The following is a 21,189-nucleotide window of genomic DNA, read 5'->3' on the forward strand; positions in this document are numbered from 1 at the left end:
TGAGAAAGCTGTTTATTTGCCCTCTCGAACATTCCATTGCTACAATAGATATACATTTCATGGAAAAAGGAGTTTATAAAGGATGAGCAAGCAACCGATGACACCATTTGAAGCAATTGGCGGTGAACAATGCATTGCAATATTAGTAGATACATTTTATTCCTATGTCAGTAAACACCCTGACTTATCTCCCATCTTCCCGGAAGATTTAACAGAAACCGCTAGGAAGCAGAAGCAATTTTTAACACAATATTTAGGTGGTCCTAATTTGTACACTGAAGAACATGGTCATCCTATGTTAAGGGCACGCCACCTTCCGTTTGAGATTACTCCAAAACGAGCAGAGGCTTGGCTATCATGTATGGAGCAAGCAATGGATGATACTGGAGTTCATGGTCATATAAGAGAGTTTGTTTTTGAACGTTTAGCATTAACCGCTCAGCATATGGTTAATACTCCAAACGAAACAGGTGAAGTGTAATGGATAAGCAGGAAGCAAAGCATATAAATATGCCATCTCCTTCCGCATGCGAGCATAAGTCTGTAGAAGCATATTTATTTATTGATCCACTTTGTAAAGATTGCTGGGAAATTGAGCCTTTTATTATTAAACTATGGCTTGAATACGGGAAATACTTCTCTATTCGTCATATCGTAACAGGAAAAGTGGATGGAACGAACGCTTCCTCACACAAATGGAATAAACCTGCTAATATTCGATTTGTGTGGGAAAAGACAACCAGTTTACAAGGTTTTTCATGTGATGGAAAGGTACATATGCAAGAAGCATCGTCAACACCATATTTAGTTTCGATGGCAATTAAGGCAGCGGAGTTGCAAGGCCGAAAAGCAGGTTCGAAGTTTTTGCGAAAACTCCAAGAATACATTTTCCTTGAAAATGTATCAAACCCTGACTGCGAACTATTACTTGCATGTGCGAAAGATAGCAATATTGATGTAGAAGAATTTAAAAAAGATCTACATTCTGCTAGTGCAAAAAAAGCTTTCCAATGTGACTTGAAATTCACAAATGAAATGCATATTACAGAAATACCTTCCCTCGTCTTTTTTCATGCGAACTCAGATGAAGAAGGTATTAAAATCGCTGGAAATTATTCCTACGATGTATACGTACAATTATTGAAAGAACTTGTAAAATGTGAAATTGAGCCAGAACCATTACCACCTTTAGAAGTGTTACTAGAAGCAACACAATTTATATCTTCAAAAGAAGTAGCATTTATTTATGATTGTCCGCAACAAGAAATTGAACGCGAACTAAAAAAATTACAACTGAAACGAAAAGTACAAATGATAGAAGTAAAATGCGAACGTTATTGGAAATGGATAGCAAAAGAAAAAGACCTGGTGTAAACACCAGGTCTTTTTCTTTACGGCTTATAAAAATATTAAAGGGGATGAGAGAAATTTTCACGTTCAAACAAAGGGGTATATGTTTGTATGTGAATTCGTTCACGCTTATTATATTACAAGATTCGACGTCAGATGACAACCCCTTTTGTCGAATTTCACACTTTTGTCACATTCTAAACGTTTTCATTTTTGAATAAGCTATAAAAAAGGTCATTTAGGGGGTTTATTTATGAAAAAATCTTATATTGCTCTTCTCTTTCTAGCTGTCATCGTTTCTTTTTTCTTGTACATCCTCTCTCTACTACAAGCTTTTCCTAAAATTATTGCCTTACCTCTTTTATTCGGAATCATCGTTATCACTCTCTCTTATTTCAATTATAAAAAACGATTCAAAGGGTTTTAATTTTAAAAATCAGTCGTAAAACTATCCTTTCAGTTAGAAAAACAAAGAAATTCACCTTTCTCTCCGACAAATATCGACATTGAATCTATTCAACAAAAAGACGAGGATACAATCCCTCGTCTTTTTTCATTACTTTTCTTCAAATAATAATGCTTCTAATTCATTTAATTTCTCTTCAAATACTTGTAGCGCCTCTTTTACTGGTTCAGGAGATGCCATATCTACTCCTGCTTTTTTCAGCACTTCAATTGGATAATCAGAGCTTCCTGCTTTTAAGAACTCATTAATATAACGTTCTACTGCTGGTTGTCCTTCTTCTAAAATCTGTTTAGATAGAGCTGTCGCAGCACTAAATCCTGTTGCGTATTGATATACGTAATAGTTGTAGTAGAAGTGTGGGATACGAGACCATTCTAAACCAATCTCTTCGTCGATTACTAAAGCGTCACCGAAATATTTCTTATTTAAATCATAGTAAATTTCCGTTAACATGTCTGGCGTAACAGCATGTCCTTCTTGTACTTTCTTATGAATAATATGTTCAAACTCTGCAAACATCGTTTGACGGAATACAGTACCACGGAACCCTTCTAAATAATGATTTAATAAATATAGACGCTCTTTCTTATCTTCTGTCGTTTTTAATAAATAATCATTTAGAAGTGCTTCATTACAAGTAGATGCCACTTCTGCTACGAAGATGGAATAATCACCATATACGTGCGGTTGTGTTTTTCTTGTATAGTAACTATGCACCGAATGACCAAACTCATGAGCAAGTGTAAATAAATTATTTACATTATCATGCCAGTTCATTAAAATATACGGATTTGTTCCATATGCACCAGATGAATATGCCCCGCTTCGTTTTCCTTTATTCTCATACACATCTACCCAGCGATTTTCATATGCCTCTTTCAAAATATCAACATATTCATCACCAAGTACGTTTAAAGATTTTAATAAAAGGTCTTGCGCTTCTTCGTATTTCACATTCATTTTCACTTCTGGTACAAGTGGTGTATATAAATCATACATATGAAGCTCATCAAGTCCTAGTGCACGCTTACGAATATCGATGTAACGGTGTAATAAATGTAAGTTGTCATTTACTGTTTCAACGAGTTGATCGTATACTGCTTCCGGAATATTATTATTGCTCAGTGCAGCTTGGCGAGCAGAATCATATTTACGAACACGCGCATTGAAATTATTACGTTTTACTGCTCCGCTTAACGTACTTGCGAATGTGTTTTTAAATTTTCCGTACGTTTCATATACAGCTTTAAATGCATCTTTGCGAACACGAGGATCATCACTTTCTAAGAACTGAATGTAACGGCCATGTGTAATTTCTATTTCTTCTCCGTCTTCCCCTTTAATAGATGGGAATTTTAAATCCGCGTTATTCAACATACCAAATGTATTGCTTGATGAACTCATTACTTCAGATGCTTCCGCTAATAAAGCTTCCTCAGCTTCTGATAATACGTGCGGGCGTTGACGTGTAATTTCTTCTAATGCATGTTCATATACACTTAAATCTCTATTTTCCTTCAAGAATGTTTGCAATGTATCTTCTGAAATCGATAAAATTTCAGGCACAATATACGCTGTGCTACTAGATACTTGTGAATATAAATTTGTTGCACGATCATTTAATGCTTGATATACAGAGTTTGTTGTATCTTGATCGTAACGCATATGAGCATATGTATATAACTTACCTAATCGCATTGATATTTCATCTTCATATTGCAATGCCTCAAGTAAATTGTCCGCAGAGTCACCAAGTTTCCCTTTAAATTCAGTTAACTTCGGTAATAGCTCTTTAATAGCTTGGAATTCTTTTTCCCATTCTGCATCCGTTTGGAAAATATCTTCTAATCGCCACGTACTTGCTTCTTCAATCTCGTTGCGATCTGGTAATGCTTTCGCTTTGTTTTGTTCAGACATTCTTTAAGCCCTCCTTTAAATATCTCTACTTAAGTACAATTCGTTTTTTTCTTATGTAATTCCTTCACAATCATTCTTTATTATATCCGCTTTTCCTCCTCTCATGTTAAAATTTGCCTCAAATAAAGATAGCGCATGTATTAAGCAAATCTCATCATGTTTCATAATTTCCTCCTCTGTTTTTAACATCACGGCATCCCTTATTTTTCGGTACGTATAAGTTCCCACTTTACGTAAAACACCTATATAGCATAAAAATGTCATATATTCAGTAACTGCCATTTTCCATATGTGCTGCGAAAAGTACGGAAGTATCCGCCTTTTCGTATACCTTTTTACATAACTACACACGTATTGAAGAGAAATACACTCTCCCACTGCAAGCTCCCCTATACACTTCATATATAGAAAAGCTTGCCATATAAATGGGTTTGTTTGAAAAGCAAATGCAGAAGGGAGTGGAACACCAATTTCAGAAGGAAAGCTCGCTGGGGTACATTTAAATTGATATAAGAGGCGTAATAATGACTTATAATTATAATTCCAAATCGGTAAGGCATTTTGGCGAAAGTTTTTCTTTCTCTTCTTCCACTCTTCACCCAATCTTTCTTTCCCGAAAGGAACAGGAGAAAAAAGCATTTCAAAAGTAGTCGCATCAGTTGGTAAATATATAGTATGTGAGAAAAAAACATTTGTAGAAAAGGGAGTGACAAATGCACATTTCATAAATGATTTTTGTTTCGGACAGAAGAAAATAAGAAGTGGCTGAGGATAAGATTGTAAGGAGAAAGCCATAAGTGAGGAAAATTTCATCCAATATGCAGATTGCTTTTTCAATTGATTTCCACCAACGATCCAAATGACCTGTATACCAGCTTGCCAATACGAATATGTTCTTTTGTACAGCTGCTCTATAGCGAGGTTTGCACATTGGTATTCAATTGCAATTTTTCTACCCGCCCTCTCTACAAAAACATCTGGTCGTTGCTTAATTTCTGGGAGGTAGTACTCTATATCCACCTGAAAGTTTTGACGTTTGAACCATCTATATAACAATTCTTTACCATGCATATGATACTTTGATTCCGCTTCATAAAAGGCAAGACATGAATCCACTTTTTTATGAGCAAAATGCCAACTTTTTTGTTTCCCTAATTTCATTTGCACTTCCTTTCCGCAAGCTACACAAAAGAATCGTTCTTGTTGACGCATACGGCGCAAAAGCTCTTCATTACAATTATAGAGTAAATGAATTTTTTCACCGTTTTCTCTTTTAGCGATAAATATCGTAATCACACCCTTTCAGCTCCTTATATTCTACAATTTGTTACAAATTCCTTTTAAAAAAGAGATGTCCCAATTTCGGACATCTCTTTTTATAATAAAGGTGATAATAATCGGTACGTTGATTCAACAATTCGTCTATGAAGACGTCTTTTATGAAAATGATCACCATGAATTTCACTTGATTCTTCTAAATCATCTTTAAAGTCTTGAACAAGTTTTCGAATGCTATCTGTATCATATAAAAAGGCATTTACTTCAAAATTCAAATGAAAACTTCTCATATCCATATTAGCTGTCCCAATTGAAGCTAAATCAGAATCAACGATGACAATTTTACTATGAAGAAAACCTTTTTCGTATTCATATATCTTTACTCCTGCATCTAAAAGCTCTGGGAAGTACGATCTCGATGCGTAAAAGACAGTACGCTTATCCGGTTTACTCGGCATTAATAAACGAACATCAATACCAGCAAGTGCAGCAACCTTTAATGCGGATAAAATATCATCATCCGGAATAAAATACGGCGTTGCAATCCAAATTGATTTCCGAGCAGAAGCGATCATTGCGAAATATAAATGCTTAATCGTTTCCCACTTATTATCGGGGCCACCTGCAACTAGCTGCACTCCTCCCCAATGATCACCCTCAACTGCTTTTGCTTGTAAATATTCAGGGGCTAGCACAGCCTCTCCAGTCATATAAAACCAGTCTTGAAGGAAAATAAGTTGTAAACTTTGAACCGCTTCACCACGTAAATACAAATGCGTATCTCGCCAAAAGCCAAAATATTTATTTTTCCCTAAATACTCATCACCGATATTTAATCCGCCTACAAACCCTTCGTTCCCATCAATCACAACAATTTTCCTATGATTTCGATAATTAATCTTATCGTTTAAAATCGGAAAGCGCACAGGAAAGAATGGAATCATTTCTACACCTGCATCGTTTAATTCTTCAATATACGATTTCGATAACTTAAAACTTCCAACCGCATCATATAAAAAGCGAACAACAACGCCTTCTTTCGATTTTTGTATTAAAATATCTTTAATTTCTGTTCCTAATTTATCATCACGCACAATGTAATATTCCATATGAATGTGATGTTTCGCTCGTTTTAACCCATTTAAAATAGCCCGAAACGTTTCATCTCCATTTGTTAATGTCCTCGTTTCAGTTTGAAATGAAATATTTAAAGCTCCTAATCGATCCGCTAAACGAAATAACAGTTCTTGATGCTTATGATTGCGTAAAATTCGTTCTTCGTAATCTTCATGCCCTTTATATTGTAAAAACGCCTGTTCATCAAGTAACGCCTTCTTTTGGAACATTCTTTTTCTTCGAAAATTTTGTCCAAATAATAAATAAGCAAAGAAACCAAATACCGGAAAAATCCCTAAAACAATTAACCATGTAAGTGTTTTAGATGGATGTCGATTTTCTAAGAAAATAACGCAACCAATTAAAAACGCAGATACTGTAAATAAAATACTAATAATACCTAAAATCGAAACATCTTTTATCCCAATCACATCTGAATAAAATGCTACATCAATAAACATACGTAACGAAACAAATAATGCGAACAATAGCAGTATAAAGAAAATCAGCTTTAACGTATTTTTCATCTCTTACCTCCTAACTAAGAAAGCTTTCCTATTCTTCATATAAAAAGCCGATTTCATACTACAGAAATCGGCCTACGTTTTAGCAGGAAAATTATTGCGAATCGTTTCAAGCGCATGCTCTTTCACAATTTGTTTTCCATACTCACTTACACGATGAATTGTTAAAGTTGATTCTTCTCCATATTCTAAAATAATACTTAAAATACGATCGATTTCTTCTTCATCATGTAGCACTTCATCGAATTCCACATATACATAATAGCGGTCCTCAAATGAATACAGCTCATCTTTTATATCTTCAAAGATAAGACGATGACTTAATGAAATGACATCTTCAAAATCATTAAATTTAATTAAAAAGCCAAACGTACCATCTTCATTAAAGTTTGTTCCTGTTTGTTCTTCTACCTCTTCGACTAATTCTTGTTGGAATAATGATTCGATGCCTTCATCTAGAGGAATATCTATAATTTTGTCTACCCCTATCGGTAGTTCCAGCTTTTGTCCGTCCTTTGAAAGCTCTGCTTTCGTGACAAGTACTTCAATCCCTTTATCGACTGCTTGCACTTGAATCCATAACGGTCCATCAATAAAGAAATCGTCATGATCACGAGCTTCGTCCATCATCTCCCAAAAGAGCTCTTCACTTCGTTCGCGATCATACCAAATTTCTTCACGATTAAATCCTCTATCCTCTATATCAATGTACGTAATAAAAAATTTCATCGTATGATCATTAATTCTTTCAATATCCAAAATACAACTCTCCCTTCCTGCTTAGAATTGTTATGAAGGGATTCCCCACTCATATGACAAATCAATAGATCCTTGTACTCTCATTTTATGATAAGATTCTCCAGAATGGAAATAAAATCGATTTATTTTACAAAAATAGTTATATGCCTATCTTTCCTCGATAAACTACATAAATATATTATTATAGCGATTTCTTACTTACAAAAAATTTGGACATACATTTCCACATTCCCCCGTACACTGTAATAAAGTGAAACTTCTATTAGAAGAGATTATTTAACAACAACTTTCTTCATCACATACATATAGTTCGCTTATTAAAACATCATAAATGGAGGCAGACGAATGGACTTAGAGTTTTTAACATCCGTACTAATGATTGTCGGTATCGATGTTGTATTAGGTGGTGACAATGCAATCGTCATCGCACTAGCTAGCCGAAATTTACCTGAATCGAAACGAAATAAGGCTATTTTGATCGGTACTCTTTTAGCGATTGTACTAAGAATCATCCTTACTATACTAGCTGTCTATTTACTCGACATTCCATTTCTACAATTGATTGGCGGGGTTTTACTTACATTAATTGCAGTCAATTTATTAACCGATAATAGCAACGATCTTTCTTCTATTCAAGGAAAAACAACTTTATTTCAAGCTGTGCGGACAATTGTTTTCGCGGATCTCGTTATGGGGTTTGATAATGTTATTGCCATTGCAGGTGCAGCTCACGGGAGATTTTTACTCGTCATAATCGGCTTACTCATTTCTATCCCGATTATTATTTGGGGCAGCAAACTTATTTTAATACTTATGGAACGATTTCCATTCCTCATTTATTGCGGGGCAGCGATTCTTGCCTATACTGCAGGAAAAATGGTTACACATGAAGACAGACTTGCAACCTTTTTTCATAACAATCCAAGTTTCACTACAAGCATTCCTTATTTGTTCATTTTCACTATTTTATGCATCGGCTTTATCGTACAACAAGTTCGATTACGCAATGTGAAACATTAAAAAAAACCTTCTACTATATAATAGGTAGAAGGTTTTCATATTATTATAATTAATTTACAAGACGTTGTGCTTCACGTAATTGGAACGTTCTTACTGTACGTGGTAAGAAACGACGAATTTCGTCTTCGTTGTAACCAACTTGAAGGCGTTTCTCGTCAATCATAATTGGACGACGTAAAATCCCTGGATAGTCACGAATCATCTTATATAAATCTTGAAGTGGTAAAGACTCTAAGTTTACATTCAATTCTTGGAAAACTTTCGAACGAGTAGAAATAATCTCATCCGTTCCGCTTTCTGTCATACGTAAAATCTCTTTAATTTCCTCAATCGTTAATGGATCTGAGAAAATATTACGTTCTGTATAGGGAATATGATTTTCCTCTAGCCATAATTTCGCCTTTCTACAAGACGTACAGCTTGGAGAACTATATAATGTTACCATACAAAGCTCACTCTCCTTAAAGAGTACAAATTCTGTACTAAATACAGTTTTAATTTCTAACTTCAGCAATTTTTCGCGATAACTTGTCTTATTGAAAAGTACAAAAATCGCATTTCATGTAAGCAACAACTTATAATAAACAACAATTACTTTTAATAAGTAACTTCTATAATCATTATACAATAGATTTTGCAAGAAATATACAGTAAATTTCCTGCTAGTTGAGAAAACTCTTCCGTGCATTTCACTGCTATGTAACATGATTACGCTCACTTCAGCTGTACTTTAACAATAACTTTCAATCCTTTTACTACTCACTTCTCATAGATTTTTCATATAATATATAGTTATTTATCTATAATCTTCCCTATGAAAAAGAGAACGTTTTCTTACTTTTTCTTGATAAATCAATTAAGAAATGTAAGACTATACAAATGAGAATAAAAAGGAACATTTGTTCTTATTTTAACAAATATCCTCCCTCCTGTCTACACGATTTCTAAAGTAAATTAAATATTTTTCTGACATTTCTTTCTTTTTCATTTTTTATCTCATACAATAAACATACAGACAGGCAAAGGGGGAGTTTTCAAATGATTGCTTTTTTTATTGATTTTATTACGGTTGCTGCCCTCATCATCGGAATAACAGCATTGATTGGTGTCATTACAAATAGCATCGGCGAAAAGCTCTTTGGTGGAAAAGAAAAAATGAAGTTTGTTAACAAAAGTTTGGGTGTACAATCTGGCTGGAACCAAGTTGGCGGAAAAGGCATTTATAAGAAACGAACGTATTAAAAAAAAGCAGGCGATCGCCTGCTTTTTTTCTTATTTCTCTACTGACGCCCATTTAAAGCTTAAATCGCCGCCATATTTATGGTTATACATATTTTTAATTGAATCTCTTTGTAAATATGCTCTACCACGTTGATATACTGGAACAATCGCAGCATCATCAAGTAACATTTTTTCTGCTTCTAATAAGTTCTTCCAACGAGCATTTACATCGCTTCCATCTTTTTTCGCCTTCATAATGATTTCATCGTATTTTGGATTAGAGTACTTCATCTTATTTTGTGACCCATCTGTTACAAACATATCAAGATATGTAATTGGATCTGGGAAGTCCGCACTCCATCCAGAGAATGACATGACATAATCGCCCGCATCTTCTAATTTTAGTTTTTGTGCGAATGGTTGTTGTTTAATTTTTACTGTTAAACCTGGTAAATTCTTTTCTAATTCACCTTTTAAATATTCACCAGTTTTCTTTGATAACTCTACATCTTCATTTAATAATTCTAATTCGATTTCATTTTTACCAAGTTCTTTTTTACCAGCTTCCCAATATTTCTTCGCTTCTTTCACGTTTGGTTTTACAATATCCCCGTTTACAGCACGGAAATCTTTTTTATCTGGTCCTTTAATGAAGTTATCAGGAATTAATCCTGTTGCTGGCTTAGAACCGTTATTTAATAATGTATCCACGAATGGCTTACGGTCAAAAGCAAGTGAAATTGCTTTACGAATATTTTTATTTGCTAAAGCTGGATCTTTTTGATTTAAACGAAGGAAGAATACAGATGTATCTTCTACTGTTTGGAAATCTGGTTTTCCTTTATATTTATCAATAAACTCCGCTAATAACGACGCTCGATCAATTGCATTTGTTTCATATAAGTTAATTGGCGTAGATGTATCTTTTACAATATTAAAGTTTACTTCTTCAATCTTCACTTCTTTATTGTCCCAATATGACGCGCTCTTTGTCATTTTAAAGCTACGTTCATGTTGCCAATCACTTAATGTAAATGGTCCGTTATAAAGCGTTGTATTCGCTTCCAAACCAAACTTCGTACCTTGCTCTTTCACAAACTTTTCATTCACAGGATAGAAGATTGGATATACCATTAAATCTACAAGGTATGGAATTGAATTATCTAATTCCACTTCTAATGTATAATCATCAATCGCCTTTACCCCTAATTGATCCGGACTCATCTCTTTTTTATTAATTTTCTCTGCATTTTTTATATCATACATAATGTACGCTGATTTCGCAGCTGTATCTGGGTTAATCGCTCTTTGCCATGCGTATACGAAATCTTTTGCCGTCACAGGATCACCATTTGACCATTTTGCGTCTTCACGTAATTTAAATGTATATTTTTTACCATCTTCTGATTTTTGGAATTCCTTCGCTACACCAGGAACTAGCTTATCATCTTTTCCTAAACTGTATAAGCCTTCCATCGTATTACCCATTACTCTTGAAGAAACTGCATCAGCTGATAACGCTGGATCCATCGTTGGAATTTCTTGCGTTTCAATTAAGTTAATAACTTGCTTCGCACCGCTTTTCCCGCCATCCCCTTTTGCGTTCGCTTGCGGTTCATCTTTTTGGTAGCTACATGCCCCTAACATCATGCTCATTGCTACTGTTGATACTACAAAAACTGGCATCTTTTTTTTCATACTTCCACCCTCCACAAAAATGTTAGCCCTTTCATTTTCAAACAGAAAGAAATATATATATGTTCTAATAATTCATATTATACACACAAATATATTTTTTGTATATTTATATTTCTATTTCATTAAAATTTCCTGTTAAAAAATAAATCTTTGTAAACGTTTCATATTGCTGATTATTCTTACTAAAGTGTTAAAAACAACATTTTTATACTTTTCTAAATTATCAGAGAAAAATGAATTTTATATCTCATAATACTTTATGTATAATTATCCTTTTGTTTTTATCATAAAATAGCACTCTCTTCATAATAAAAATATGTAGGCTAAAATGAGTGCAAAGGTTAAGAAAGTATGTTACGATACATTTTGCTAAAAATAGATATCGGTAAAGAGGGGACGGACATGGCAGCAATTCAGGCAAAAAACGGGCCTACTGAGAAATTAAGTTTATTCTTATTAACATGGCCTATTTTTCTAGAAGTTTTTCTTTTTATGTTAATGGGGATCGCTGATACTTTCATGTTAAGTGCATTATCAGACGATGCTGTATCTGGGGTTGGTGCAGCGAATCAATACCTCCATATCGCTATTTTGGTACTAGAAGTCATCGGGAACGGCGCAGCTATCGTCGTATCTCAATACCTCGGTTCCAAACGCTTTATGGAAGCATCTAAAATATCAGCATTAGCCGTCACATTAAATTTAATAGTTGGGCTCGTTATAAGCGCTGGTTTTCTTTTATTTTCGAAACATATGATGCTCGCAATGAACTTACAAGGCGATGTACTAACGTATGCGCAAAACTACTTATCTATCGTCGGAGGAGCCATCTTCCTACAAGCTATTATTAACTCATTAGCCGCAATTATCCGTGTACACGGTTTTACAAAGCAAGCGATGTTTATTTCACTCGGAATGAATATGATTCATATCGCTGGAAACTACGTACTCATTTTCGGGAAATTTGGTTTCCCTGAGCTCGGTGTACAAGGGGCTGCCATTTCTTCTGCTGTCAGCCGACTTATAGCACTTATTGTTTTCTTCTGGTTACTATACCGCGTTATGGAATATCGTGTAAAATTACAATATTATTTTACCTTATCAAAAGAATATATCGGGAAAATTTTAAAAATCGGGATTCCATCTGCTTTTGAGCAAGTTATGTATCAAGCTTGTCAAATTGTCTTCTTATACTATGCAACATATTTAGGAACGGAATCGTTAGCGGCTAGACAATACGCTACGAACATTTCTATGTTCACTTATTTATTCGCTATTGCAATTGGTATGGGAACAGCCATTATTATTGGCCGCCTCGTTGGTGGTGGCGAAAAAGATGAAGCATACGAACGCTTGTGGAAAAGTGTAAAATGGGCGATTGGTGTAACTTTATGTATGGTCGCTCTCGTTATTACATTCCGTACACAATTAATGGGACTGTTTACAGATAATCCGTACATTATCGGGTTAGGCGCAAGTGTTCTTTTACTAAGTGTACTACTTGAAACGGGACGTACGATGAACATCGTCATCATTAATTCGCTTCGTGCAGCTGGTGATGCAAAATATCCTGTTTTAATCGGTGCATTCTCTATGGTGTTAATGAGTTTACCACTAGGTTACTTTTTCGCCTTTCATTTAGATATGGGGCTCGTTGGTATTTGGCTAGCAATCGCCATCGACGAATGGACACGTGCCATTATTATGTTCTTCCGCTGGAAAAGTAGAGCATGGGAGCGTTATGCACTTGTTAAACCTGAAGAACAAGAGGAGAATGTTTCTGTTCAAGTTCAGTAATTTTGCATATGGATATCACTAATGATACATGAGATTTATATCGGCGATTCTTTAAATATATCGACTGACCGACAAATGTATACAATTCTTTTATATAGTAGAAAAAGAGCCATCCTTCCATAACAGAAGAATGGCTCTTTTTCTTATTGATAAATCTCTTTATATTTCTTGTACTCCGCTTCCGAACATAGTACGAAATGTCCTGGGCGAATTTCACGCATTGTTGGTGCTTCACTACCATAATTATGCTGTGATGGATCATATACGATACGTTTACGATTGCGCTCATAATCTGGATCTGGAAGTGGAATCGCTGATAATAGTGATTTCGTATATGGATGAATTGGATTCGCATATAATTCATCACTTGTTGTTAACTCAACGATTTGGCCACGGTACATTACACCAATACGATCACTAATGTATTTTACCATTGATAAATCATGGGCGATGAATAAGTATGTTAAACCTTTTTCTTTTTGTAACTTTTTCAGTAAGTTTACAACTTGCGCCTGAATCGATACGTCAAGTGCTGAGATCGGCTCATCGGCAATGATAAATTCTGGGTCTACAGCAAGCGCTCGAGCGATACCGATACGCTGACGTTGTCCACCTGAGAATTCGTGTGGGAAACGGTTTGCGTGCTCTTTATTTAAACCAACTGTGTTTAATAGTTCATGAACACGGTCCATGCGCTCTTTTTTACTTTTCGCTAATCCGTGAATATCAATACCTTCTGCGATAATATCCCCTACTGTCATACGAGGATTTAATGATGCGTATGGATCTTGGAAAATCATTTGCATTTTACGGTTGAATTTCTTCAGTTCTGCGCGTGATTTCTTACCATGTACGTTTTCACCATCGAACAATACTTCACCAGCAGTTGCATCATATAAACGAATAATCGTTCTTCCAGTTGTCGATTTACCACAACCTGATTCTCCTACAAGACCAAATGTTTCTCCGCGGTAAATATCAAATGAAATATCATTAACCGCTTTGACAACACCACCACTCACGTCGAAGTGCTGCTTTACATTTTTTACTTCAATTAATTTCTCACGTTGTTTAGTCATGTTGTTCACCTGCTTTCATTTGAAGAATGCGTTTTTCAACGACTGCTGGCGGTTTTACTTCTGGAGCTTGCTCGTGAAGTAACCAAGTTGCCGCATAGTGCGTATCACTTACTTTAAATAAAGGTGGGTCCATTTCAAAATCAATTTTCAGTGCCTGCGGGTTACGTGGTGCAAAAGCATCTCCCTTTGGTGGCTTCAATAAATCTGGAGGCGTTCCAGGGATTGCATATAACTCTTCTTCTGAACCATCTAAACTTGGCATAGATGCGATTAAACCCCAAGTATATGGATGTTTCGGATTGTAGAAAATTTCATCTACAGTTCCAATTTCAACAACTTTACCAGCGTACATAACTGCCACTCGGTCCGCAACGTTTGCTACTACACCTAAGTCATGCGTAATGAAAATGATTGCTGCTTCTGTTTTTTGCTGAATGTCTTTCATAAGTTCTAAAATTTGCGCCTGAATCGTAACGTCTAGCGCTGTTGTCGGCTCATCGGCAATTAATAATTTCGGGTTACAAGCTAACGCCATCGCAATAACTACACGCTGTCTCATACCACCTGAGAATTGGTGAGGATATTGTTTTAAACGAGCTTCTGGATTTGGAATACCTACAAGGTCAATTAATTCTAAAGCAACTTTACGTGCATCTGCTTTACTCATCCCTTGGTGTTTAATTAGACCTTCCATAATTTGATTTCCAATTGTCATCGTTGGGTTTAATGATGTCATTGGATCTTGGAAAATCATCGCGATATCTTTACCGCGTACTTGCTGCATTTCTTTTTCTGTTAATTTCGTTAAGTCACGACCTTCAAATACGATTTCACCATTTTTAATGCGTCCAGGAGGATTCGGAATTAATCCCATTAACGCTTTAGAAGTAACTGATTTCCCTGAACCAGATTCTCCTACAATCACCAATGTTTCTCCTTTTTTCAAATCAAAAGTAACGCCGCGTACAGCTTGTACTTCACCTGCATGTGTATCAAAGGAGACTTGTAAATCTTTTACCTCTAACAATGTTTTCATCTTTGCCTCTCCCCTCTTTTACTTACGCATTTTTGGATCTAACGCGTCGCGTAATCCGTCTGCCATTAAGTTAAACGCTAAAATTAATATACTGATGACAACCGCAGGGATGAACATCATATGCGGATACGTTTGAATAGATTTATAACCATCATTTACAAGAGAACCTAGTGACGCAAATGGCGGCTGAATTCCTAAACCGATGAAACTTAAGAACGCTTCACCAAACACCGCTGATGGAATTGTAAACATTGTCATTACGATAATAGGTCCCATTACGTTTGGAATTAAATGTTTCACAATTAATTGTGTATTTGTTGCACCTAATGTACGAGATGCTAATACATATTCTTGGTTTTTTAACTTTAAGATTTGTCCACGAACAATACGCGACATCCCTATCCAACCTGTAATCGCCATCGCGAGTGTAATTGACCAAATACCAGATCCCATAATGATTACCATTAAAATAACGATGATTAAGTATGGAATACCGTTAATAATCTCCATAATACGTTGCATAATGTTATCTACTCTACCGCCGTAGAATGCTGAAATACCTCCGTATGCAACCCCAATTACTAAGTCAATTGCTGCTGCTAAAAGAGCGATATATAATGATACGCGTGTACCTTCCCATGTTCTTGTCCATAAGTCACGGCCAAGATCATCTGTACCAAACCAGAAGTACTCTTTAATATCACGTTTTTCATATTGGTCAACACCATATTGATCTGTACCGTCAAATGGTAACCAATGAACATTTTCAATAACTGGAATTTTTGGTGGTAATTTCGCTCGACCTAAATCTTGCTCTTTATACGAGTGTTTACTTACCATCGGTCCAAAAATCGCTAATAGTGCAATGATAACTAATAATACAAGGCCAAGCATCGCACCTTTATGTTGGAATAAACGTCTTCTTACATCTTGCCAAAACGTTAGGCTTGGACGGGCAATGACTTCATTATCAACATTATTTTGATTGGCTTGTTGAAATAAATCTGGAGATAATTTTTGTACATCTTTCATCATTTTTTCCCTCCCGCTAAACGAATACGAGGATCAATAATTCCGTATAAAATATCGACAATGAAAATAACTAAAATGAAGATTGCACTATAGAAAATCGTAGTTCCCATAATAACTGTATAGTCATTTAAAGTAATCGATTTAACGAATTGTTCCCCAAGTCCTGGTACAGCATAAATTTGCTCGATAACAAGTGTTCCTGTAATTAATGCCGCAACCATTGGTCCTAAAATTGTTACAACTGGAATTAACGCGTTACGAAGTGCATGTTTGACAATGATAACGCCTTGGCTAATTCCTTTCGCTTTCGCTGTTAAAATGTAATCGGCTTGCATAACTTCAATTAATTCTGCACGAGAGAAACGTGCGATTGTTGCAATAACTCCCATCGATAATGCAATTGTAGGCATTACAGTAAACTCTGGTCCTTTCCAGAATGCTACTGGGAACCAGCCAAGTTTTACCCCTACGAAATATTGCAGTAATGCGGCGAATACGAATGATGGTACCGACATTCCGAGTACCGAAATAACTGTTGCACTATAATCTACCCACGTATTATTACGAAGTGCGGCAACAATACCTAAAATTAAACCGATAAATGTTCCTAATATAATCGCTTGTAAACCTAATTGGGCTGATGGTCCAATACGATCCACAATCATGTCTGTTACTGGGCGGTTATCATATTGGAATGATACCCCTAAATCACCTTTTGCTAGGTTACCTAAGTAACGTGCGTATTGAACTGGTACCGGATCATTCAATCCGTATTTTTCAAGAATGATTTCTTTTTGTGCCGGTGATAGCTTCTCCTGGTTTTTAAGCGGAGAACCCGGAAGTAATTTCATCAAAAAGAAAGTCATTGTAGTAATTAAAAATAATGTCAAAGCCATGTACACGAAACGTTTTAATACATAACGTCCCATATCAAGCACCTCCCCGTTTTTCTCAAAAGCAATAAGATAGTTTAAAATATTCTTACTTTTATTTTTTTAAAATAAGAGCATATGCCCATCATAGGCATATACCCTTGTAAACGATGGAAAAAAAGATTATTTTTGTTCAACAGATGCCCATTTGTAAGTTAATTTACCACCATAGTTAATTGGGATAATATCTTTTACGGCACCTTTTACTACATACGCTGAACCTTTTTGGAAGATTGGAGTGATAACTGCATCCTCTTTAATTAACATCTTCTCTACTTCTAGAAGGTTGTCCCAGCGAGCTTGTAAATCTTTTGTATCTGTTTTAGCTTTTAGGATTAACTCATCATATTTCTGATTAGAATACCCTGTTTTATTTTGAGAACCATTCGTAACAAACATATCTAAATATGAGATTGGATCTGGGAAATCTGGTCCCCAAATACCAAACGCAATATCATATTGCTGAGAATCTTCTAATTTATTTTTTTGTGCGAATGGTTGCTGTTTAATTTTAATTGATAAACCTGGTAAGTTCTTTTCCATCTCACCTTTTAAGAATTCCCCAACCTTTTTAGCATCTTCATTATCAAAGTTTAAGAATTCTAGTTCGATTTTATCAGTTCCAAGCTCTTTCTTCGCTGTTTCCCAAAGCTTTTTCGCTTCTTTTGGATTTGTTTCAACTAGCTTTCCATTTTCAGCTCGGAAATCTTTTTTATTCGGACCTTCAGCGAAATCTTTTCCAACAAATCCGTAAGCTCCAATTGCACCGTTATTTAAAATAACTTTTGCAATGTTATCACGGTCAAAGGACATTGAAATTGCTTTTCTTAAGTTTTTATTACTTAAGTACTGATTACTTTGATTAAATCTTAAGTAAGCAACCCCTGCTTCTTTTCTTGTTTGGAACTCTGGACTTTTTCTAAACTTATCAACAAATTCAGACGTTAAAGCCGCTCGGTCAATCGCGTTTGTCTCATATAAATTTACATCAGTTGCTGTATTTTTTACAATATTAAAGTTGATTTCTTCGATTTTAACCGTTTTATTATCCCAATATGAAGGATTCTTCTTGAATTGGAAACTTTGTTCATGTTTCCAATCACTCATAACGAATGGACCGTTATATAATGTTGTATTTGCCTCTAAACCAAATTTATCACCTTGTGCTTTTACAAAGTTTTCATTTAGTGGGTAAAATACTGGATAAACTGTTAAATCGATAAAGTAAGGAACGGGATTGTCTAATTCTACTTCTAATGTATAATCATCAATCGCTTTTACACCTAATTGGTCAGCAGGTAATTCTTTTTTATGAATTTTCTCTGCATTTTTAATATCGAACATAATGTACGAATACGTTGCTTTTGTATCTGGATTTACTGCTCTTTTCCATGAATACACAAAATCTTTAGCTGTTACAGGTTCCCCATTCGACCATTTCGCATCTTTTCTTAATTTAAATATGTATTTCTTCCCATCATCTAGCTTTTCGACATCTTCTGCAACTCCAGGCATTCTCTTTTGATCTTTGCCAATACGATATAAACCTTCCATCGTATTATTTAATGCTGTAGAAGATGAAGAATCAGATGCTAATGATGCATCCATTGACGGAATTTCAGATAACTCTGTTAAATTAAGAATCTGTTTTCCGTTACTACTACTCGTAGCGTTCTCTTTCCCTTTTGCTTTTGCGTCATCTTTTTGGTAGCTACACGCGCTAAGCAACATACTTGCAGTTAAAGTTGATGCAAGTAATAACGGTATCTTTTTCTTCATGTTGTGTTGCCTCCCCTAATTGCACTTCCTGTACCCTCACTTGTTAAAAAGTAGAATTGAAAGAATAATCTCCAAGTTTCTACAATTTTCATTATACATATAATATAACAATTGTGAATATAGTTTTTTGTTTTTTTGTTAAAATTTTTAATAAAATATTTATATTTTTAATTTTTCGTAAAGGGATACATTAACATTGCTACCATCATCTTAAAATCAGACCTTTAATTGCGTATAATTTTCAAAAAATTAATCCTAGTACTTATTATAGCTTTTATAGTATAATAATTATAGTAATATTTTGACGGAGGGGAATATTTTGAATAAAGTTTTTTTTCATACTTGTATACTAATTTTTATAGCGATGATTGCTTCTAGTATTGGTGCATTCCTCATTTCATCTCAATTTTTGTTGAACTTTGTCAACATTTTGTTTTATATTGCACTGTTTTTTATTCTTATCGGCGGTTTTTTATACATATTTCAAAATGGTTTTTTCAATGTAACCATTTACGCATTCCAAAGAGTATTTGGTACGAACAAAAAGATTGACTCTTTAATTGAAGAAGTCGAGGAACCTACAGATAAGAAAGAACGTATTTATAAAACATATTCATTCAAATGGACATATCCAATTTGTATTACAGGTATCTTCCTTGGGTTGTTCTCGACCCTCATTAGCTTTACTATTTTGATGTAGTTTGCAAACACTATCCCATATGATATAATAATCAGCAAAACATTTTGTTATAAAACTTTAGTTCTTTCATATTAAAAGAGCTCAAGTAACAATAAATAAATTTATATGTATGCGATGATAAAGAAGAGTACATATTGAGGCAATTTCAGAGAGCTTGTGGTTGGTGTGAACAAGTAATTGTACAGTATGGAATGGGCTTTTGAGCACCAAACCGAACCGAAAGTAGTAGGCTTTGGCGTTATATCCAAACGTTATTATGGATTAGAGAGATTTCACAGTAGTGAAATAATTAGGGTGGTACCACGGTCCATTCGTCCCTATAGTTTTTTGGGATGAATGGGCTTTTTTGTTTGCCTTCTCTTCCCCACATCACGCATTCTATTTTAGGAGGAATTACTTATGTCAGTTATCTTTTCTGGTATTCAACCAAGTGGAACGATTACACTTGGAAACTATTTAGGAGCAATGAAGCAGTTTACAGAGCTTCAAAATGAACACGACTGTTATTTCTGTATTGTAAACCAACATGCGATTACAGTACCTCAAGATCCCGTCGGGCTTCGTAAAAACATCCGCAGTCTTGCTGCACTTTATGTAGCATGCGGCATCGATCCTGAAAAAGCTACTTTATTTGTACAATCAGAAGTACCAGCACACGCTCAACTAGGATGGATCATGCAATCTGTTGCTTACGTTGGAGAATTAGAACGTATGACGCAATATAAAGATAAAGCTTCTGGTAGAGATTCAGTTCCAGCTGGATTACTTACGTATCCACCATTAATGGCTGCTGATATTTTACTTTACAACACTGAAATCGTGCCGGTTGGTGATGACCAAAAGCAACATATCGAATTAACACGTGACTTAGCAGAGCGTTTCAACAAACGTTACCGCGAAATCTTCACAATGCCTGAAATTCGCATTCCAAAAGTAGGAGCTCGCGTTATGTCATTAACAGAGCCTACGAAAAAAATGAGTAAATCTGATCCGAATCCAAAATCAATGATTAGTATGCTTGATGAGCCAAAAACAATTGAAAAGAAAATTAAGAGTGCTGTAACTGACTCTGAAGGTATTGTGAAATTTGATAAGGAAAACAAACCTGGTATCTCTAATTTATTAACAATCTACTCTTCATTCTCTGGAAAAACAGTTGAAGAAATCGAAGCAATGTACGAAGGAAAAGGATACGGCGACTTCAAAGGCGACCTAGCGCAAGTAGTCGTAGAAGCTATTCGTCCAATTCAAGACAAATATAACGAACTAATCAACTCACCAGAACTAGACGAAATCCTAGACAAAGGTGCAGAAAAAGCAAACCGCGTCGCATTCAAACAACTACGCAAAGTAGAAAACGCAATGGGACTAAGCAGAAAACGTAGGTAACATATAAAGCGGAGGCGACTGCTTAGCCCTGACGGTTAAGGTTCTTTCCCACAGAAGGTGCTTTTTACCTTCTTGTGGGGAAGGTTCTTAGACGCG

At 35.3% G+C, this 21,189-nt stretch carries 19 protein-coding genes and 1 other annotated feature; of the genes, 8 read left to right on the plus strand and 11 right to left on the minus strand.

What is annotated here, in order from left to right; all coding sequences use genetic code 11:
• The first annotated feature begins 82 nt into the window (after window positions 1-82).
• The 3 genes from MR168_RS06215 to MR168_RS06225 all read left to right on the plus strand — a co-directional run bounded on the left by MR168_RS06215 (window position 83) and on the right by MR168_RS06225 (window position 1,777).
• On the plus strand, window positions 83-481 hold the full coding sequence (locus MR168_RS06215; RefSeq protein ID WP_000043386.1) for a globin domain-containing protein: 399 nt from the start codon (window positions 83-85) through the stop codon (window positions 479-481).
• Window positions 481-1,374 (plus strand): ClpXP adapter SpxH family protein, encoded by an 894-nt coding sequence (locus MR168_RS06220; protein WP_000360645.1) that lies wholly within the window; start codon window positions 481-483, stop codon window positions 1,372-1,374. The genes MR168_RS06215 and MR168_RS06220 overlap by 1 nt, the downstream gene beginning before the upstream one ends.
• A gap of 229 nt (window positions 1,375-1,603) precedes the next feature.
• A complete protein-coding gene (locus MR168_RS06225) occupies window positions 1,604-1,777 on the plus strand; it encodes a hypothetical protein (protein ID WP_000750355.1) in 174 nt (57 codons plus the stop codon).
• Window positions 1,778-1,906: 129 nt separating this feature from the next.
• Here the strand turns inward: MR168_RS06225 and pepF are convergent, their stop codons facing one another.
• From pepF to mecA, 4 genes are all read right to left on the minus strand, one after another.
• The gene (pepF, locus tag MR168_RS06230; RefSeq protein WP_000003348.1) at window positions 1,907-3,733 is read right to left on the minus strand and encodes an oligoendopeptidase F; all 1,827 of its coding nucleotides are present in this window, start codon (window positions 3,731-3,733) and stop codon (window positions 1,907-1,909) included.
• Between the two features lie 51 nt (window positions 3,734-3,784).
• Window positions 3,785-5,029, minus strand: coding sequence for a competence protein CoiA (locus tag MR168_RS06235; RefSeq protein ID WP_000628315.1), 1,245 nt, complete (start codon window positions 5,027-5,029; stop codon window positions 3,785-3,787).
• Window positions 5,030-5,109: 80 nt separating this feature from the next.
• A complete protein-coding gene (locus tag MR168_RS06240) occupies window positions 5,110-6,654 on the minus strand; it encodes a cardiolipin synthase (RefSeq protein ID WP_000799194.1) in 1,545 nt (514 codons plus the stop codon).
• Between the two features lie 72 nt (window positions 6,655-6,726).
• Window positions 6,727-7,410, minus strand: a complete 684-nt coding sequence (gene mecA / locus MR168_RS06245) for an adaptor protein MecA (RefSeq protein ID WP_000350713.1) — start codon at window positions 7,408-7,410, stop codon at window positions 6,727-6,729.
• A gap of 345 nt (window positions 7,411-7,755) precedes the next feature.
• Between mecA and MR168_RS06250 the strand changes: the two genes are divergently transcribed.
• Window positions 7,756-8,430, plus strand: a complete 675-nt coding sequence (locus tag MR168_RS06250) for a TerC family protein (RefSeq protein ID WP_000362607.1) — start codon at window positions 7,756-7,758, stop codon at window positions 8,428-8,430.
• Between the two features lie 49 nt (window positions 8,431-8,479).
• On the opposite strand, the gene spx is transcribed toward MR168_RS06250, so the two are convergent.
• A complete protein-coding gene (spx, locus tag MR168_RS06255; protein WP_000258267.1) occupies window positions 8,480-8,875 on the minus strand; it encodes a transcriptional regulator Spx in 396 nt (131 codons plus the stop codon).
• A gap of 593 nt (window positions 8,876-9,468) precedes the next feature.
• On the opposite strand from spx, the gene MR168_RS06260 reads away from it, so the two are divergent.
• Entirely contained in the window at window positions 9,469-9,672 is a 204-nt protein-coding gene (locus MR168_RS06260; protein ID WP_000559972.1) for a hypothetical protein, read from the plus strand.
• A 30-nt stretch (window positions 9,673-9,702) separates the two neighbouring features.
• Here the strand turns inward: MR168_RS06260 and MR168_RS06265 are convergent, their stop codons facing one another.
• Window positions 9,703-11,349 (minus strand): peptide ABC transporter substrate-binding protein, encoded by a 1,647-nt coding sequence (locus MR168_RS06265; protein ID WP_242291204.1) that lies wholly within the window; start codon window positions 11,347-11,349, stop codon window positions 9,703-9,705.
• A gap of 351 nt (window positions 11,350-11,700) precedes the next feature.
• On the opposite strand from MR168_RS06265, the gene MR168_RS06270 reads away from it, so the two are divergent.
• Window positions 11,701-13,146: an MATE family efflux transporter gene (locus tag MR168_RS06270; RefSeq protein WP_002164600.1), complete on the plus strand. Its 1,446-nt coding sequence runs from the start codon at window positions 11,701-11,703 to the stop codon at window positions 13,144-13,146.
• A gap of 143 nt (window positions 13,147-13,289) precedes the next feature.
• On the opposite strand, the gene MR168_RS06275 is transcribed toward MR168_RS06270, so the two are convergent.
• The 5 genes from MR168_RS06275 to MR168_RS06295 all read right to left on the minus strand — a co-directional run bounded on the left by MR168_RS06275 (window position 13,290) and on the right by MR168_RS06295 (window position 19,004).
• Window positions 13,290-14,225: an ABC transporter ATP-binding protein gene (locus MR168_RS06275; protein WP_000166348.1), complete on the minus strand. Its 936-nt coding sequence runs from the start codon at window positions 14,223-14,225 to the stop codon at window positions 13,290-13,292.
• Window positions 14,218-15,261: an ABC transporter ATP-binding protein gene (locus tag MR168_RS06280; RefSeq protein WP_242291205.1), complete on the minus strand. Its 1,044-nt coding sequence runs from the start codon at window positions 15,259-15,261 to the stop codon at window positions 14,218-14,220. The genes MR168_RS06275 and MR168_RS06280 overlap by 8 nt, the downstream gene beginning before the upstream one ends.
• An 18-nt stretch (window positions 15,262-15,279) precedes the next feature.
• Complete coding sequence (gene opp3C, locus MR168_RS06285) at window positions 15,280-16,296, minus strand: oligopeptide ABC transporter permease (RefSeq protein WP_000974106.1); 1,017 nt, start codon at window positions 16,294-16,296, stop codon at window positions 15,280-15,282.
• Window positions 16,293-17,222 (minus strand): oligopeptide ABC transporter permease, encoded by a 930-nt coding sequence (gene opp3b / locus MR168_RS06290; protein WP_000534172.1) that lies wholly within the window; start codon window positions 17,220-17,222, stop codon window positions 16,293-16,295. Before opp3b ends, opp3C begins: the two co-directional genes overlap by 4 nt.
• Before the next feature lie 126 nt (window positions 17,223-17,348).
• Window positions 17,349-19,004, minus strand: coding sequence for a peptide ABC transporter substrate-binding protein (locus tag MR168_RS06295; protein ID WP_000727217.1), 1,656 nt, complete (start codon window positions 19,002-19,004; stop codon window positions 17,349-17,351).
• 319 nt (window positions 19,005-19,323) lie between these two features.
• Here MR168_RS06295 and MR168_RS06300 point away from each other — a divergent pair, with 319 nt between their 5' ends.
• Both MR168_RS06300 and trpS read left to right on the plus strand, forming a co-directional pair.
• A complete protein-coding gene (locus MR168_RS06300) occupies window positions 19,324-19,704 on the plus strand; it encodes a DUF3899 domain-containing protein (protein ID WP_001044997.1) in 381 nt (126 codons plus the stop codon).
• Window positions 19,705-19,809: 105 nt separating this feature from the next.
• Window positions 19,810-20,026: a binding site (T-box leader), on the plus strand.
• A 77-nt stretch (window positions 20,027-20,103) separates the two neighbouring features.
• On the plus strand, window positions 20,104-21,093 hold the full coding sequence (gene trpS / locus MR168_RS06305; protein WP_000110982.1) for a tryptophan--tRNA ligase: 990 nt from the start codon (window positions 20,104-20,106) through the stop codon (window positions 21,091-21,093).
• The last annotated feature ends 96 nt before the right edge of the window (window positions 21,094-21,189 follow it).

The sequence above is a fragment of the Bacillus cereus group sp. BfR-BA-01356 genome (assembly GCF_022663635.1).
GTDB classification, from domain to species: Bacteria; Bacillota; Bacilli; order Bacillales; family Bacillaceae_G; genus Bacillus_A; species Bacillus_A cereus.

What these genes read in the sequence shown, in the direction of transcription:
- opp3C (WP_000974106.1), bottom strand. Translation starts at nt 16,296, where the DNA reads ATGATGAAAGATGTACAAAAATTATCTCCAGATTTATTTCAACAAGCC.
- trpS (WP_000110982.1), top strand. Translation starts at nt 20,104, where the DNA reads ATGTCAGTTATCTTTTCTGGTATTCAACCAAGTGGAACGATTACACTT.
- MR168_RS06240 (WP_000799194.1), bottom strand. Translation starts at nt 6,654, where the DNA reads ATGAAAAATACGTTAAAGCTGATTTTCTTTATACTGCTATTGTTCGCA.
- MR168_RS06225 (WP_000750355.1), top strand. Translation starts at nt 1,604, where the DNA reads ATGAAAAAATCTTATATTGCTCTTCTCTTTCTAGCTGTCATCGTTTCT.
- MR168_RS06260 (WP_000559972.1), top strand. Translation starts at nt 9,469, where the DNA reads ATGATTGCTTTTTTTATTGATTTTATTACGGTTGCTGCCCTCATCATC.
- spx (WP_000258267.1), bottom strand. Translation starts at nt 8,875, where the DNA reads ATGGTAACATTATATAGTTCTCCAAGCTGTACGTCTTGTAGAAAGGCG.
- MR168_RS06295 (WP_000727217.1), bottom strand. Translation starts at nt 19,004, where the DNA reads ATGAAGAAAAAGATACCGTTATTACTTGCATCAACTTTAACTGCAAGT.
- pepF (WP_000003348.1), bottom strand. Translation starts at nt 3,733, where the DNA reads ATGTCTGAACAAAACAAAGCGAAAGCATTACCAGATCGCAACGAGATT.
- MR168_RS06220 (WP_000360645.1), top strand. Translation starts at nt 481, where the DNA reads ATGGATAAGCAGGAAGCAAAGCATATAAATATGCCATCTCCTTCCGCA.
- MR168_RS06215 (WP_000043386.1), top strand. Translation starts at nt 83, where the DNA reads ATGAGCAAGCAACCGATGACACCATTTGAAGCAATTGGCGGTGAACAA.
- MR168_RS06275 (WP_000166348.1), bottom strand. Translation starts at nt 14,225, where the DNA reads ATGACTAAACAACGTGAGAAATTAATTGAAGTAAAAAATGTAAAGCAG.
- opp3b (WP_000534172.1), bottom strand. Translation starts at nt 17,222, where the DNA reads ATGGGACGTTATGTATTAAAACGTTTCGTGTACATGGCTTTGACATTA.
- MR168_RS06250 (WP_000362607.1), top strand. Translation starts at nt 7,756, where the DNA reads ATGGACTTAGAGTTTTTAACATCCGTACTAATGATTGTCGGTATCGAT.
- MR168_RS06265 (WP_242291204.1), bottom strand. Translation starts at nt 11,349, where the DNA reads ATGAAAAAAAAGATGCCAGTTTTTGTAGTATCAACAGTAGCAATGAGC.
- MR168_RS06280 (WP_242291205.1), bottom strand. Translation starts at nt 15,261, where the DNA reads ATGAAAACATTGTTAGAGGTAAAAGATTTACAAGTCTCCTTTGATACA.
- MR168_RS06270 (WP_002164600.1), top strand. Translation starts at nt 11,701, where the DNA reads ATGTTACGATACATTTTGCTAAAAATAGATATCGGTAAAGAGGGGACG.